Source organism: Legionella quinlivanii (assembly GCF_003265995.1).
Lineage (GTDB): Bacteria > Pseudomonadota > Gammaproteobacteria > Legionellales > Legionellaceae > Legionella_C > Legionella_C quinlivanii_A.
The window spans coordinates 11,814-27,652 of the sequence record NZ_MVJN01000001.1; the positions used below are offsets into that span (position 1 = coordinate 11,814).

Consider the following 15,839-nt stretch of genomic DNA (forward strand, 5'->3'; position numbering starts at 1 on the left):
TCAGACGTTCTTAAGCGTCCGCCTTAACAGCTGGGTATAAATAGGCTCATTACCAGCTAACTGGACAACGGTTGTTGAAGTCAGGCAACTGACCATCAAAGGCAATATCAGGGAATAATTCTGGGTCATTTCCACAACCAGAATAATTCCTGTCACTGGAGCCCGTACAGCAGCTGAAAAAAGTGCCCCCATCCCGGCCACAGCAAACATGCCGGGGTGAATGTCCAGTTCGGGAATTAACCACAGCAGCATGTTATAACAGGCCAGGCCAGCCAGCGTACCCAGTGCCAGCATCGGCGCGAAAATACCTCCCGGCACTCCGGTGGTATAACTCATCAATGTAGTCATAAATCGGAGTAAAATCCACAGCAACAACAAATACGCAGGCGGAGAAAGGGTTAAGGATTGTTCAATAATGTCATATCCTCCTCCGACAATCGGGGGATACATTACAGTAAAAATTCCAATCAGACAGGCAGTTATTGCAACATAAATAAATTTCTGAGGGGTACTCCATCGATCACTTAAGCTTAGACATTTCATCAAACAAATATTAAATATTAAACCTGCAAATCCCATGATTAATCCGAACAGAAAAAATAACCACAAAGAATGCAGACTTGGCTCAGTAAACACAGCCATTGGAATTGCCGGCGCCGTTCCCATAATCAATTGGCCGGTAATGGTAGCCATCACACAGCAGATAGCCACCATTTTGAAGTTGGTGAAATTGAAGTTAAATTCGTTGCGCATCTCCTCAATTACGAACAGGACACCTGCTAAAGGTGCATTGAAAGCGGTGGCAAGACCCGCAGCGGCTCCTGCTGAAATGAGTGTGTCACGACGGTTTCTATGTATCTTGAACCACTCTCCCAGCATCGCTCCGAGATTGCCGCCCATTTGAATAGTAGGTCCTTCACGCCCGACCACCATCTTTGCACTTATTGCTAAAACGCCGCCAATAAATTTGACAGGGAGCAAGCGCCGCCAATGAATAGGTCGTTTATGCAGCAAGGTGCCTTCAATTTCCTGCACCCCACTTCCTGCCCCTTCTGCTGCGATGAAGCGAACCAGTGCCCATGCGATAATCACCATCAGTACAGTGAAAAAAACGCTAATCATCAATGTCATAACCCATTGCCCCTGGGTGAATGACTTCACCCAGCTTATAAATTGGCTTACATGCGTGATGGCCATCTGAAATAAAGAACCTGCCAGGCCGGTCAATATCCCTAATAGAATCGAAATAAAGTAAACACTGACTACTTTATTCCACAGTCGTCCTTTCAATCTCATTAATTAAGTCCATTAAATTACTGATTATTTTAAATCCCGCCTGATTCGCTAGCGATAAAATAGTCTCGGGATGAAACTGTACGGCATAAATCGGTTTGCTATGATGTTCAATCGCCATAATAACCCCATCCTCGGTTGCTGCCGTTATTTTAAGCTCTGCCGGGAAGCTCGGGCGTGAAGCATACAGTGAATGATAACGACCCGCTGTAAATGAATTGCCAAGTCCTTTAAACAAGGCTGATTCATTCTCCACTCTGATTTCCGATGCTTTTCCATGCATCGGGTAAGTCAGCGTTTCCAGTTTTCCACCAAAATACTCCACCAGACCTTGCAATCCAAGACAAACGCCAAACAAAGGAATTCCCTGTTCAATTACTGTAGCGATGGTTTTATTCAATTCAAAATCAGCCGGACAACCAGGTCCTGGCGACAACACCACCAGGTCAAAGGATTCAGATTTCAAACATTCAAGCGCATGATCATAGCGCATGGTTTTCACTTCTGCACCCGTTTGGCGAAGATAATTCGCAAGCGTATGAACAAAGGAGTCCTGGTGATCAACTAATAATATTTTTTTACCTTCGCCAGGCATTTGCGACACACCCAGGCTTATTGCTTGTGAAGCCGGCTTTAACAAATCGACAAATGCAGAAGCCTTCAATCGGGTTTCCTGCTCTTCTGATACAGGATCGGAATCATATAATAAAGTCGCGCCCACTCTGATTTCAGCAATCCCTTTCTGAATTCGCATGGTTCTTAAAACGAGTCCTGTATTTAAATTGCCATTAAAACCAAACCAGCCTACTGCACCCGCATACCAGCGTCTTGGCGATTTTTCGTGTTCCTCTATAAAGTTCATGGCCCATAATTTGGGAGCGCCGGTCACAGTAACTACCCACATGTGGGTAAGAAAGGCATCAACCGCATCAAAACCCTCTCGCAATATTCCTCTCACATGATCAACGGTGTGAATCAGGCGTGAGTACATTTCAATTTGCCTTCGACCAATGACCTGAACGCTGCCCGCCTCACAGATTCGCGATTTGTCATTGCGGTCCACATCCGTGCACATCGTTAACTCGGATGCTTCTTTTTCCGAGTCGAGAAGAAGCTGAATATTATGAGCGTCTTCTATGGCATCCCCACCCCGCTTGATTGTGCCGGAAATAGGACAAGTCTCCACCATATCACCAGTCACACGCACGTACATTTCAGGCGATGCCCCAACCAAATACTCTTCCTCACCCAGATTAATAAAAAAACCATAAGGGGAAGGATTCACAGTCCGCATTTTACGAAATAAATCAGAGGGCTTTTGTGGACAGTGAGCGTAAAAAGTCTGACTGGGAACTACTTCAAACAGGTCCCCGCAGGCAAATCGTTTTTTAGCGGTTTCAACAACGGCGGCATACTCTCCTTCCCTGTGGTCACAAAACACATCGGGCTGCTTTTCTGCGTGATACTCTGAAAACTGTCCGTCACGGGGTAATGATTGAGTGGACTCCCCTTGAAACTGAAAATCATAACGACGGATAAAGGCCTCTTCTTTTCGATGGTTGACGATATAAATCTCATCGGGGAAATAAAGCACCATTTCACGCTGGTCTTCTGCTCTTTTTTTATGTTCTTTTAAGCCTTCAAACTGAAAAATCAAATCATAACCTAAAGCACCATATAATCCGAGATAAGACTCCTCGGGCAACTTAAACAATTCAATCAGACATCGGATAATACTAAATACGGAAGGTTGCTGGCTTCTTTCTTCCTCAGTGAAAATTTTTTCAGATTTGTTTATTTCAAGATGTAGAACCTGTTTGGTAGTTTCTGTAATGGTAATTGATTCGGAGTTGGTTAAAGCAGTCTGCGCAATCCTTAATAATATCTCACCACGTCGATTAAGGGCTTGCAGTGAGGCGCTTTGTTGTTTAACTACCAATGCCATCGGTGGATTATAAAAGCCGATGTCCCAGCAAGTATAGCGTCCAGGATATTCAAAACTGGATGCGAATAAAGCGCCCCGTTGAGAATCCAGCTTATCGAGCAAGGGCTCAATCGCATTGTTATAAACAAGCGATTGTTGCTCAAACTCAATAAACACACCACCTTCTGTCTTTACTTGCTGTAGCATTTTGAGGACACCATTGATTAAATGATCCCCATTCTACTGTAAATTAATGACTCTGCAATATGACAAGTCTTCAATCAGACAGGTTAAACCAAATAAACTGCTATGCGCGTATGGATTCCGCAGATTAACAGGATTATGCGCCAATTACCGAAAAGTCCACTTCGATATTTCCGCGTGTTGCGTGCGAATAAGGACAAATTTTTTCATGCGCTTCTTTAACCAAAGCTTCCAGATCGTTCTGCGGCAGAGTTTTATCTTCCACCTGAATTTTAACCGCCAGTGCAAACCCTGTAGGTTCACGCTTGCCAATCGAAACACTGCAATTAATTATTGCCTTGGACGCATCTTTTTTGTTCATCTTGGCAATGAAATCCAATGCACCACCAAAACAGGCAGCATATCCAGCCGCGAATAAATGCTCCGGTGTTGCTGTATCAGACTTTCCCTGACCACCTAAATCTTTGGGAACTGACAGATTGACAGAAACCATACCGTCGTTGGTTTCACTATGGCCATTTCGTCCGCCTGTCGATGTGGCGGTAATAGTAAATAAGGGTTGAATTTTATCCACGTAGTTCTCCTGAGTGTGTGTGTTTAAGAGTGAACAGATAGATGTTAGCAAATATTTCTTTTATATCAAGGGGCTATAGATTCAGCTTTACACACTTTGACAACTATTTTGAATCCATGCAACAATCCGCGCCATTATTGTCAAAAACAATTTTGAACGACTAGTTTTCAGGATCAGTCAATTTTTAACCTGGTAAATGGAGGACGGATGTGGGTAAATTTTTAAGAAAACTGAATGAGCGTCTACAGCTGGTTGACAAAGCGGCCTACAAGCGTGAGCAATATCAATCCTATATGACCGGGCCAGAATGGCGAAACGTTGAAATGGCCAGTGAATATGGCGAATACCTGGGGCGAAATAAATCAATGTTTCATTTCCCCTACTTCCGCCAGCTCGGGGGATTATGGAGAGTATTTTATAATTCATATCAGGCAGCACGAAAATACAATAGTCACTGGGAGATAATTTCTTCTGAATATATGGTAATGGACATATTCGTCAGTGCTTTTACCACAATGGAGCTTTTGCCTAAAGCTCTTTTATCGCTTGTTACTTTTCCCTTCTTTAACAAGGAAAATCCTAGCGAAATGCAACAGCATTTGGCCGAATTTTATAAGCAATACGCCAAAGATTTGCAGACCGTACCTTTCTATGATCATAAATACAAAGCAATTCATGAAGACTTGGCGGCAAAGTATAAGGCTTGCCAAAACTGGACCTGGGGCGACTGGTTTAGTTGGAAAGTGGTCTCAACAGAATTATTCGCAAGACGTCTCATCTCCAGCCCCTTGAGCTGGTGGTTTCATCAGGATAACAATTTGGTTCCAGCAACCACGGACTTGCTGGTTAAACTGAATGTTCCTGACGAAACTGACTTCGAGGCTGCAAAAAGTCAGCTGAGGAACAAAATAGAAAGTCTTTCTAAAGAGCATACGCTGGCAATCGTGGATGATCACGTATACGAAAGGGGTAAAATCAAAGAAAAACACGGACAATCATACACTTCAGTATATGCCCGTATCAGTGCTCCGCGCTATGCTGCTTTTCAGCCAGCTGTTCAAGCGATGGCCCAAAACGGTATTCATACCCGATTACTGGCAGGACAGGAACAGGTTCAGGTCAAGTGCATTATTGAGGCCGAGGATGGCTCAAAACTTAATGTAAGGCAAAAAGCGGCCAATCTTGTCAGGCATGTTGACCCGCTTTATACCTATGAGAACAACATTGATAGTGCAAAAAAATTCTGCCTTTTCGATGTACCCGCAAGAGATTTGCATAAAACCCTTGATCGGCTCAGTAATCAAGAGGGTGTTGAAACTAAATTCATTCATAATTTTTAAGGATAAATAAAATGCCCTTGAGCTTAAGTATTAGAAATTTTTTAGAAAAAATGCCTGGAATAGGACGTTTCAGTTCAGTTGCTGCAGGGATAATTGATCGAGCCTATTTAAACTGGCCCAAAAGCTACCTCGGACAATTCCTCAGCTATCTTAAAACCCGCACGGTTTATGTTGGCTTATTTTTACCACTATCTTTTTTAGATATGCTGACCTCAGGCGCACTGGGGCTGCGTTATGCACTGGGTTCTTTTTTCACCAGTGACGAGCGCCAGGAGCGACGTTTAATAGAACAACAAAAATACAGTACTTTATTTAGCCGGAATCTTTATGCCTTGCTGGCATCGGTTGTTGGCTTATTTTCACCTAAGCTTGTAATTTTTTATTTTACTCCCGACCGTAAAGATAAAGGTATTACCTCCGGTGGTGGTCTTCATCATGCGCCCAATGTTGAGATAAAACAACCTGAAACTATTGAAGAAGCCCAGGAAGTCTTTCTACAAGCGCGTCGAAGTGGTACAAAAATGATGCCTGTAGGAGCCGGAAGAAGCCAGGGGAAACAATATTTCCCTGAAGATGTTAAAGGTGGTATCGCTCTTGATCTTTCAAAACTCAATGAAGTTGAAATCAATTCGAAAGAGAAAACTGCCATTGTCGGTGCAGGCGCCACCTGGGCAGATATCCAACTTGAGGCTAACAAGCACCGACTGGCTCTGCAAGTCATGCAGGCTTCCAACGTATTTTCAGTTGGCGGTTCTATTGGAACGAATATTCATGGTTGGGACCACACAAAAGGAACTGTTTCAAATACAATTCTTTCAATGGATATTATCAACGGCAAAGGGGAACGGATCACATTAACTCCAGAAGACCCATTGTTTGATAAAATCCCGGGAAGTCTGGGACTCCTGGCTACTGTTGTCAGTGTTAAAATTCAGCTTACTGACAACGACCTATTGCACGAACATGGTGTTGACGTGTCTCTCAAAGACTATGTCTCCTATTTCAGAGAAACGGTGCAGAAAGATCCCAAAATCAAAATGCATTTATTTCGCCTTTCATTAGATCCCGATAAGCTGCTAGGCTCAGGTGTCGCAGTAAATTATGTAAAAGAAGATACAGCAAGACCAATTGCAGCCCCTCATTTAAGAATGGAATCAGCCCGCGGAACCCGATTTAACCAAATCATGGTGAATCTGGCTCGCCGTTTTGGTTTCATTCGCAAAACCTATTGGGAATGGGAAAAAGCACGCTTATTGGACAACAATAGTGCGCCAATGACTCGCAATGAGATTATGCAGCCTCCTATTAACGCAATGTTTAATCCTGCAGTAAGCGAAAGTGAGTGGCTGCAGGAATTTTTTGTTCCAGAAGAAAACTTAGAGGCTTTCACCCTGGCATTAGGCCAGTTGCTGATGGACAATGACGTTATCTTACTGAATGCTTCTATCCGATTCGTTCTAAAACACGATGCAGCCCCACTTTCTTATGCTCACGACGGCGATCGTTTTGCATTGGTGCTTTGTTTTAATCAGTCTCTGAGCGATGAAGATAAAATTTCAGTACAAAAATGGTTAAGGGAGGCGCAGGCACTGGCAGTGAAACATGGCGGGAGCTATTATCTCCCTTATCAGCATGTTTCCTCGCCTGAAGATTTTGAAAAATCCTATCCCTATGCTTCGGAACTTATTGAGCTAAAAAAAGAATATGATCCTGATAATTTGTTTGTGAGTGGATTCTTCCAAAAATACCTTGCAACAAAAAGTCCGGCGGTAAATCATTTTAAAGCCGTAATGGCAAACAAGGAAACCCAGAAGCGCTTTTCAGGCTTTTTAAATAATGTACTTCAGCGAATAGACAGCGATAAGCTAATCGCCTTAATGGATGACATCTTGAAATATAAGGATACCCATGAAGAAATCTATGAGGAGTTATGCCGCAGATTGTCTGAAGTCAAGCCAGGAGCACTCACTGATTTCAGACGAGTACTAAACTCCCTTTCCAGCATCAAAACAGACTTGGGAGCTCAAGCGCAATCCTTGTTACCAGATGACATGACAACTATTGATGGCCTTGTTGAAATCGGCTATCCCGGGCGTTTTGTATCTGGGTTTAAGCAAAATAATCGTACCATCAAGGGGCAAATTGTTGCCGTTTATAAGGAACCCTCAATTACTGATTATATACAGACTGGTTTTCCAAGACCCTATCATCGCTTTGAAAAACTGAGATACAATCATCCAACTCTTGCAAATCTCAAGGATAATAGCGCGGATGTTATAACCTGCTATGTAGGTTTACATCATTTCCCCGAAAAAGAATTGGATAAGTTCCTGATTGAGATACGCAGGGTACTCCGCAAAGATGGGCGGTTTTTACTGGTCGACCATGATGTGATTGATGACGAATCAATGAGTATGGCTCATATGGCACACACTATTTTCAATGCGGTTACCGGTGTTCCATTGCAGAAAGAAATAAGGGAAATCAGAAACTTTCAGCCAATGACGTACTGGAAAGAGCGTCTGGCTAAATGCGGGCTTGGTTATGCTGTTGAAGGGCCAGATGTTCCATTGATTCGCAATGGAGATCCAAGCCGCAATCGAATGGTTAGCTTTAAAAAAGCGGCTCCCAAATTAGAGCGGGTCAACTCATCGACTCAAGATATGGTAGAAGAGCCAAAAGAAACCATTACTCCGAAGCCTTCATTAGAGATAAACAATGGGAATTCAGAAATAAAAGCAGGCCAGTGGCGATCGAATGCACGCCCCTCCTCTTTAAATTCAGGACTCCCATTATTTGCTGATACGAGAATCGGTTTACCTGGAGAGCAGGAACAAGCCCCTCAGAACGTGCTCGTTTCCAATCCACTTTAAGCACTGCCCTCCCCGCCCAGGCGGGGACCCATCTCTGGGCTCGTCGTCTGCGCGCGGAAGGCGTTGTAGCATAAATGAAGAAGGCCACACAAAAACCGTCTTTGCGAGTGTAGCAAAGCAATCCATCCTTACTTTGTTCAGGTTTCGATCTGGGTTGCTTCACTTCGTTCGCAAAGACGACAGGCTAGTTGCTTGGCTCTATAGCGCGGTTACGGAGGCGATGGAAAAGTCAAAAAATCAGGGCAATTAGAATGCCATCAGATCTTTTTCTTTCTCAGAAAGGACATGATCAACATCAACGATGTACTTGTCAGTGATTTTTTGAATCAGCTCACCAGCTCTTCGCTCATCATCTTCAGAGATTTGCTTTTCTTTTACCAGATCCTTCAATTGGTTATTAGCATCACGGCGCACATTACGGATAGCTACTTTAGCCTGTTCTCCTTCGCCCCGTACTACTTTAATCAATTCTTTTCGTCGTTCTTCAGTCAAAGGCGGCATGGGAACGCGGATTGCTGATCCAGCAGTAGCTGGGTTTAACCCTAAATCAGAGGTCAGAATTGCCTTCTCCACTACAGCCACCATCGATTTTTCCCAGGGAGTGACTAATAAAGTTCTTGAGTCACTGGCGGAGACATTGGCGACCTGGTTTAAGGGAGTGAGATTGCCGTAATAATCTACCTGAATATGATCCAGCAGACTGGCATTTGCTCTTCCGGTTCTGATTTTTGTCAATTCATGCTGCAATGACTCAACGGATTTTTTCATTCGTTTTTCAGCATCATTTTTGACATCATTAATCATTATTGGCTCCTACAATAGTTCCTACGCGTTCACCTGATACAATTTTTTTCAAGGCGCCCGGTGCAAACAAGTCGAATACCTGAAGCGGCATTCCATGATCCATACAAAGACAGATAGCTGTTGAATCCATCACTTTTAAGCCATCGCTGAGCACTTGTCTGTAGCTTAAATAATCGTAGCGAGTGGCTTTTGGATTTATCATTGGATCATCATTGTAAATCCCATCAACCTTGGTTGCTTTTAATACAATATCAGCACCCACTTCTATCGCCCGTAAGCAGGCAGCAGAATCAGTTGTAAAAAATGGATTACCGGTTCCCGCAGCAAAAATCACGACATGGCCATTACGTAAATGGGTAATCGCTTTACGCCGGTGATAGGGATCAACAACACCTAACATAGGAATAGCAGACATGATTCTTGCAAGCATGTCAATACGTTCCAGTGCATCTCTCATTGCCAAAGCATTCATTACCGTGGCAAGCATGCCCATATGATCCCCGGTTACCCGGCCCAAACCCGCTTCAGACAATGCTTTCCCGCGAAAGAGATTTCCGCCGCCAATTACCAGGCCAACTTCAACTCCCATACGGATCAGTTCAGCCACATCATTCGCGATCAGGTCCAGCACTGAGGGGTCAATGCCGAACTGGGCCTTCCCCATCAGTGCTTCACCGCTGCATTTTAATAAAATGCGCTTATATTTTAACTGTAAGTGATTATCGCTCATCATTAATCACGAACCTGTGCCATCACTTCTTCAACAAAGTTGTCTTCTTTTTTCTCAATGCCTTCCCCTACTTCAAAGCGAAGGAACGCAATGACTTCAGCGCCTTTTTCTTTCAGCAGCTGACCCACTTTTACATTAGGATCCTTAACGAAAGGCTGGCCATTCAAGCTGACTTCATCAATGAATTTATTAATACGGCCTTCGATCATTTTGTCGATAATTTCCTGTGGCTTACCGCTTTCTCTGGCCTGAGCAGTAAAGATTTCGCGCTCATTTTCAATTGCCTCAGCAGAAACCTGATCACGGTTAACAACCATCGGGCGACTGGCAGCGATATGCATTGCGATGTCTTTTGCCAGTGCTTCGTCACCATTTTTCAGGGCTACCAGAACACCAATTCTTGAGCCATGCAAATAAGATCCAATCACACCATCGCAGGACATTCTTTCCATACGACGAATCTTGATGTTTTCACCAATCTTCGCAACCAACTCCTGGCGAGCCTGTTCGACGGTGCTGCCAGTATCTTTTAATGTCTCACCTGCAAGTGCAGCAACATCGGCGACAGAACTTTCCAGAGCTGTTGCAGCCACTTTTTCTGCAAAGCGGGTAAAGTTCTCATCTCTGGCAACGAAGTCAGTCTCACTGTTGATTTCCAGCATGACTGCGCTACGTCCGTCAGCAGAACGCGCAATCACAATAACACCTTCAGCAGCAATACGATCGGCTTTTTTGTCGGCTTTGGCCTGGCCTGCTTTTCTCATTTCAGAGATGGCCAATTCAATGTCACCATTGGTCGCGACCAGAAACTTTTTGCACTCCATCATTCCGGCGCCAGTTCTTTCACGTAACTTCATAACCAATGCAGCACTTATACTCATTTCAATTCTCCACATAGTAAAAAAGGGGTGCGCTGCAGACAAGTCATAAATCGACGTGAAGGTACTTCATATCCGATTTATGCTTGGACAACGCGCCCCTTTAGCAAAGTTAATTATTCACCCGCTTTTTCAGCTTCCTCAGCAGACGATACTTCCACGAATTCACTGCTTGCTACTCCACCTGTTGTGTTACCGCTTTTTGCATCTGCAATAGCATCGGCAACCACACGGACATAAATATCCACTGCACGCATGGAGTCATCATTACCTGGAATGACATAATCAATATTGTCTGGGCTGTTGTTAGTATCAACCACACCAATGACAGGAATTTTTAATCGACGAGCTTCTTCAACAGCGATGTGTTCAAATCCGACATCGACAACGAAGAGAGCATCAGGCAATCCGCCCATATCCTCGATACCGCCTAATCCACGCTCCAGTTTTTCCAGTTCGCGGCTTAACATCAGTGCTTCTTTCTTAATCATAGTTTCAAAAGCACCTTTGTCACGTAATTCTTTCAATTCTTTGAGTCTGAAAATTGACTGACGGACAGTTTTGTAGTTTGTCAGCATGCCGCCCAACCAGCGATGGTCAACATAAGGCATACCACAACGCTTTGCATGTTCACGAATGCTTTCCTGAGCCGCTCTTTTTGTACCAACAAACAGGATTTTAGCTTTGTTAGAAGCCAGACGGCCAACATAGTTGGCGACATCATTCAACATGGGCAATGTTTTTTCCAGATTGATGATATGAATTTTGTTTCTTGAACCAAAAATATACTCAGACATTTTCGGGTTCCAAAAACGGGTTCTATGCCCAAAATGAGCGCCCGCTTCCAATAGTTCACGCATACTAACGTTATTCATTGTTTCTCCAAGGGTTATGCCTCCACGCTTCCCATAAAGCACCCCACATGGGGACCCCGCTTTATGTGACGAAACGTGTGTGTCGTTAAAAGCGCGCTAGTTATATCATATTTACGCGCTTGCAGCAATCGTAATGAGTGATTACAGCTCGTTTGCCTGTTAATTATGGATATCAGTTTAATTGAATAACAAGAATTATTTTCATTTAGAGTCTATACTGGAAACTGGATAAAAATTAAAACAACAAGGAGAACACCATGTTCAAGAAAGTATTGCTGCCAATATTGTTTATCTCTGCCTCATTGGCCGCACCTGTCTATGCAGACAGCACCACTGCAACTGATCAGCCAGCCGCCAGCTCGCAAGCTGCCAGCACTGATAGCGGCAAACTGTGCTCTCATGCACAAAGATGGCAGGAAATGGTTCAGACTTTGCAATTGACTCAGGATCAGCAAGATAAAATCAAGGCGATTAAAGACAATGCCAAAAGCGCTATGAAAGCGAATTGGACACAAATGAAAAGTATTCGCGAAGAGATGAAGGCATTGGTGATGTCGCCTACTCTGGACCAGGGCAAACTGGATTCACTGATTCAGCAAAAAACGACTTTGATTGGCAACATGATGAAAACCAAAATCACCATGAAAAATCAAATTTATAACTTGCTGAATGATCAGCAAAAGCAGCAATACCAGACATTGATGACCCAATGGGAAACCAAAAAAAGAGAATTCTTTAAACAAATGGGCTGCTAGGGATTGTACTGGCTGACCTGCCTGTCGTCTTTGCGAACGAAGTGAAGCAATCTAGATCGAATATTGAACAAAATTAGACGTTAGATTGCTTCGCTGACGCTCGCAAAGACAGTTTTTTGCGCATCTATCTTCATTTATGCAACAACGCCTTTGTGAAGGCAAAGAGTGACGACAAAACACGCCTAAATCCATGATGTAGAAATTGAATTCTTATGCTACTATTTCAGTGAATATTCCGCTCTAACCGTTTTATGGACCTCTTATGCCTGTAAGCATTAAAACACCTGAAGAGATACAAAAAATGCGCATCGCCGGGAAACTGGCCGCTGATGTGCTGACTATGATCGAACCCTATGTGAAAGAAGGGGTTACCACTGATGAATTAAACACAATTTGTCATGACTATATTGTCAACGAGCAGCAGGCTATTCCTGCTCCCTTGGGATATAACGGTTTTCCAAAATCGATTTGCACTTCGATCAATCATGTCGTTTGCCATGGTATCCCCGGAAAAAAAGCCCTGAAAAACGGCGATATTATTAACATTGATGTCACTGTTATCCAGGACGGCTATCACGGTGACACCAGTAAAATGTTTTTTGTCGGACAGCCTTCGGTGAAAGCCCGTCATGTAGTCCAGGTTGCTTATGAGTGTTTATTTATTGGCATTGAACTGGTCAGACCCGGTGTTCGCCTGGGCGATATTGGATACGCTATTCAGCAACATGCTGAAAAAAACCGTTGCTCGGTTGTGCGGGACTATTGCGGGCATGGGATTGGTCGTGTGTTTCACGAGGACCCGCAGGTGCTGCATTACGGAACCCCTGATACCGGAGAAATATTACGAGCGGGCATGACCTTCACCATTGAACCAATGGTAAATATCGGTAAGCATCACACTCGTTTACTGCCGGACCAATGGACGGTTGTGACGAAAGATCACAGCCTGTCAGCTCAGTGGGAGCATACCCTGCTGGTCACAGATGACGGGGTAGAAATCCTGACGCTTCGTGATGAAGAACGCTAATCCGGTTCTTAAACAAACGTTAAAACAGTTCAGGGAAGAGCTGTGTAATGAATTTTATCAAAAGGCCAATATTGGTCATCTTACCCGAAAGCTGGTCAAATTCATTGATCAGAGCCTGATAGGCTTATTCTATAAGAACAAGCTTCATTTGAGTAATCAGTTTTGCCTGGTTGCACTTGGCAGCTATGGAAGACGAGAGTTACTATTGCATTCTGATATTGATCTCTTGTTATTGCATTCAGAAAAATTATCTAAAATTGAGATTCAACGCGCTCAATCCTTCATTCAGGAATGCTGGGATGCAGGACTGAATATCAGTCATCAGATTACGACAGTTGAAGCCTGTGCGCAACTCGCACAAAAAGATCTGACAGTTATCTCCAGCATACTCGACTTGCATTTACTTTGCGGTAGAAGCAGTCTGATGGAGGAGTTACAATATAAAACCCATCCGTTGCACATGTGGCCTAGCGAAGATTACTTTCTGGCCAAAATGCAGGAGCAGCAGACACGTTATAAAAAATATGGCGAAACCGAATATAATCTCGAGCCGAATGTTAAACATGGTCCTGGAGCTCTTCGTGACTTGCAAATGCTCTTATGTATTGGAAAACGGCATTATGGTATTAAAAAATTGGCCGACGGCATTAGCTGTGGCTTCTTTACCGATAAGGAATATGAAGAATTAATCAACTGTCAGCATTTCCTGTGGCGCGTTCGCTTTGCCCTGCATGCGATAACCGGCAAACAGGAAGAACGGCTTCTTTTTGATCATCAGCTTAAGCTGGCCAGCCTTTTCAATTTCACCGACAATTCTCACTCACTTGGAATTGAGCAGTTCATGAAGGCGTACTTCACCGTAATTAAGCGTAATCGTGAATTAAACGAAATGCTGTTTCAATGGTTTTCTGAAGCCATTGTGCATCATGAAAAGCAACGAATTCAGCGTCTGGATAATTATTTTCAATTATCCAATAATTTTATTGAAATTCGTCATACCCGTGTTTTTATCCAGCATCCTCAGGCGCTAATCAGCCTTTTTTTGTGGATTGCCAAAAAACCGGATATCCTGGGGGTGAGGGCCAGCACCATAAGACTAATCCGCCAGCAGCTGTATCTGATGAACAGACGGTTTAAACTTACGAAAAGCGTCACTTCGGCTTTTATGGCGATTTTCAGGGAAGGAATTAATCCATTTGAAGCCCTGCAGCACATGAATCGCTATGGGGTACTAGGCCATTATCTTGATTGTTTTGCCGCAGTTACGGGGCAGATGCAATATGATCTTTTTCATGTGTATACAGTCGATCAGCATACCCTCTACGTTATCCGCAATATCGTTCGGTTTCTCAATCCCTTTTATTCGCAAAAATTTCCGCTGGCCGCCTCGGTAATGTCTTCCATTAAGAAAAAGGAAATCATTTATTTAGCTGCCTTTTTTCATGACATCGCCAAAGGCCGCGGGGGCGATCATTCCGATTTGGGAGCACTTGAAGCAAATCAGTTTGCCATCAACCACAATCTGGATGACGATGATCGGGAGCTGCTGATATGGCTTGTACAAAATCACTTGCTGATGTCGCAAACGGCTCAACGCCAGGATATCTATGATCCCAAGACCATCCAGGATTTTAGCAGCAAACTTCCAAGCCTCCATTACCTCGACTATTTATATCTTTTAACCGTGGCGGATATCTGTGGAACGAATCCTTCTTTATGGAACAGCTGGAAGGATACTCTGCTAAAAGAGTTATATAAAGCAAGTAAACAGGCATTACTGGAAACCAGCGCTTTTGCCAATGAATCTGCTTTAATTGAATCGCGCAAACAACAGGCTTTGGAAATTCTTATTGCTGATAAAATTCTTCCGGCTCGCGCTCAAAGAATATGGGAAAATTTTCAGGGTCTTTATTTTTTGCATGAGTCCCCTAAAATAATTGCCAAACACACTAAAGCAATCCTTGATTGTAAGGAATATCCACTGGTCATGATCCTTCCACATCACAGTGAGGGGGGAACAGAGGTGTTCATTTATATGCCTCATCACGACGAGCGCTTTACAATTACCACCACGGTGTTAAGCAATCATCATACAACCATACAGGAAGCAACGATTCTGAGCTGTAAGAATGAATTTGATTTGGATACCTATATTATCCTTGATGAACAACATCAGGCACTTTTTGATAAGGAAAAAACTGATCTCATCCAGCAGGCATTAGTTGAACAATTGGCAAAAGCCAACGAAATTCCATCGATTTCCAAACGCAGAATTACGCGCACTATGGCTCATTTCAAGTTGCCTCCACAGATAAGCTTTAGTGAAGAAAATCATCTTACACATACTCGATTATTTTTGATAGCCACCGATCGGCCAGGCTTACTCGCTCATGTAAGCCGTATTTTCACCCGCCTGGGCATACTATTGCACGGTGCAAAAATTGCCACCGCAGGCGAGCGAGTTGAGGATACCTTCTATGTCTCAAGTCACAGCAGTAATCATTTGACACTTCGAGAAAAAGAGCGCTTGAAGGAACTGCTGATGAAAGAGTTAGGTTAATC

General features: G+C 43.5%; 12 protein-coding genes. 5 read left to right on the forward strand and 7 right to left on the reverse strand.

The genetic code is table 11. The features are described 5' to 3' along the window. The 3 genes from clcA to B1207_RS00070 form a co-directional block, all read right to left on the reverse strand. A complete protein-coding gene (gene clcA / locus B1207_RS00060) occupies positions 1 to 1,278 on the reverse strand; it encodes a H(+)/Cl(-) exchange transporter ClcA (RefSeq protein WP_112218318.1) in 1,278 nt (425 codons plus the stop codon). Further along, positions 1,268 to 3,424, reverse strand: a complete 2,157-nt coding sequence (locus B1207_RS00065; RefSeq protein WP_112217970.1) for an anthranilate synthase component I — start codon at positions 3,422 to 3,424, stop codon at positions 1,268 to 1,270. Before B1207_RS00065 ends, clcA begins: the two co-directional genes overlap by 11 nt. Positions 3,425 to 3,557: 133 nt before the next feature. Further along, positions 3,558 to 3,995, reverse strand: coding sequence for an organic hydroperoxide resistance protein (locus B1207_RS00070; protein WP_112217971.1), 438 nt, complete (start codon positions 3,993 to 3,995; stop codon positions 3,558 to 3,560). 209 nt (positions 3,996 to 4,204) lie between these two features. On the opposite strand from B1207_RS00070, the gene B1207_RS00075 reads away from it, so the two are divergent. Then, positions 4,205 to 5,335 (forward strand): hypothetical protein, encoded by a 1,131-nt coding sequence (locus B1207_RS00075; protein ID WP_112217972.1) that lies wholly within the window; start codon positions 4,205 to 4,207, stop codon positions 5,333 to 5,335. An 11-nt stretch (positions 5,336 to 5,346) separates the two neighbouring features. Further along, entirely contained in the window at positions 5,347 to 8,208 is a 2,862-nt protein-coding gene (locus B1207_RS00080) for an FAD-binding protein (RefSeq protein ID WP_112217973.1), read from the forward strand. 246 nt (positions 8,209 to 8,454) lie between these two features. Here the strand turns inward: B1207_RS00080 and frr are convergent, their stop codons facing one another. From frr to rpsB, 4 genes are all read right to left on the reverse strand, one after another. Next, entirely contained in the window at positions 8,455 to 9,012 is a 558-nt protein-coding gene (gene frr, locus B1207_RS00085; RefSeq protein WP_112217974.1) for a ribosome recycling factor, read from the reverse strand. Further along, positions 9,005 to 9,745, reverse strand: coding sequence for a UMP kinase (pyrH, locus tag B1207_RS00090; protein ID WP_112217975.1), 741 nt, complete (start codon positions 9,743 to 9,745; stop codon positions 9,005 to 9,007). The genes frr and pyrH overlap by 8 nt, the downstream gene beginning before the upstream one ends. Further along, complete coding sequence (tsf, locus tag B1207_RS00095) at positions 9,745 to 10,623, reverse strand: translation elongation factor Ts (RefSeq protein ID WP_112217976.1); 879 nt, start codon at positions 10,621 to 10,623, stop codon at positions 9,745 to 9,747. Before tsf ends, pyrH begins: the two co-directional genes overlap by 1 nt. A gap of 113 nt (positions 10,624 to 10,736) precedes the next feature. Continuing rightward, positions 10,737 to 11,495: a 30S ribosomal protein S2 gene (gene rpsB / locus B1207_RS00100; RefSeq protein ID WP_112217977.1), complete on the reverse strand. Its 759-nt coding sequence runs from the start codon at positions 11,493 to 11,495 to the stop codon at positions 10,737 to 10,739. 257 nt (positions 11,496 to 11,752) lie between these two features. Here rpsB and B1207_RS00105 point away from each other — a divergent pair, with 257 nt between their 5' ends. From B1207_RS00105 to glnD, 3 genes are all read left to right on the forward strand, one after another. Continuing rightward, positions 11,753 to 12,250 carry a Spy/CpxP family protein refolding chaperone gene (locus B1207_RS00105; protein WP_112217978.1) on the forward strand — a complete coding sequence of 166 codons (498 nt, stop codon included), beginning with the start codon at positions 11,753 to 11,755 and terminating at the stop codon, positions 12,248 to 12,250. Positions 12,251 to 12,512: 262 nt separating this feature from the next. After that, positions 12,513 to 13,277 (forward strand): type I methionyl aminopeptidase, encoded by a 765-nt coding sequence (gene map / locus B1207_RS00110; RefSeq protein WP_112217979.1) that lies wholly within the window; start codon positions 12,513 to 12,515, stop codon positions 13,275 to 13,277. Then, entirely contained in the window at positions 13,264 to 15,837 is a 2,574-nt protein-coding gene (gene glnD, locus B1207_RS00115) for a [protein-PII] uridylyltransferase (protein WP_112217980.1), read from the forward strand. Before map ends, glnD begins: the two co-directional genes overlap by 14 nt. The last annotated feature ends 2 nt before the right edge of the window (positions 15,838 to 15,839 follow it).

What these genes read in the sequence shown, in the direction of transcription:
- tsf (WP_112217976.1), bottom strand. Translation starts at nt 10,623, where the DNA reads ATGAGTATAAGTGCTGCATTGGTTATGAAGTTACGTGAAAGAACTGGC.
- B1207_RS00080 (WP_112217973.1), top strand. Translation starts at nt 5,347, where the DNA reads ATGCCCTTGAGCTTAAGTATTAGAAATTTTTTAGAAAAAATGCCTGGA.
- frr (WP_112217974.1), bottom strand. Translation starts at nt 9,012, where the DNA reads ATGATTAATGATGTCAAAAATGATGCTGAAAAACGAATGAAAAAATCC.
- pyrH (WP_112217975.1), bottom strand. Translation starts at nt 9,745, where the DNA reads ATGATGAGCGATAATCACTTACAGTTAAAATATAAGCGCATTTTATTA.
- B1207_RS00105 (WP_112217978.1), top strand. Translation starts at nt 11,753, where the DNA reads ATGTTCAAGAAAGTATTGCTGCCAATATTGTTTATCTCTGCCTCATTG.
- B1207_RS00065 (WP_112217970.1), bottom strand. Translation starts at nt 3,424, where the DNA reads ATGCTACAGCAAGTAAAGACAGAAGGTGGTGTGTTTATTGAGTTTGAG.
- glnD (WP_112217980.1), top strand. Translation starts at nt 13,264, where the DNA reads ATGAAGAACGCTAATCCGGTTCTTAAACAAACGTTAAAACAGTTCAGG.
- rpsB (WP_112217977.1), bottom strand. Translation starts at nt 11,495, where the DNA reads ATGAATAACGTTAGTATGCGTGAACTATTGGAAGCGGGCGCTCATTTT.
- map (WP_112217979.1), top strand. Translation starts at nt 12,513, where the DNA reads ATGCCTGTAAGCATTAAAACACCTGAAGAGATACAAAAAATGCGCATC.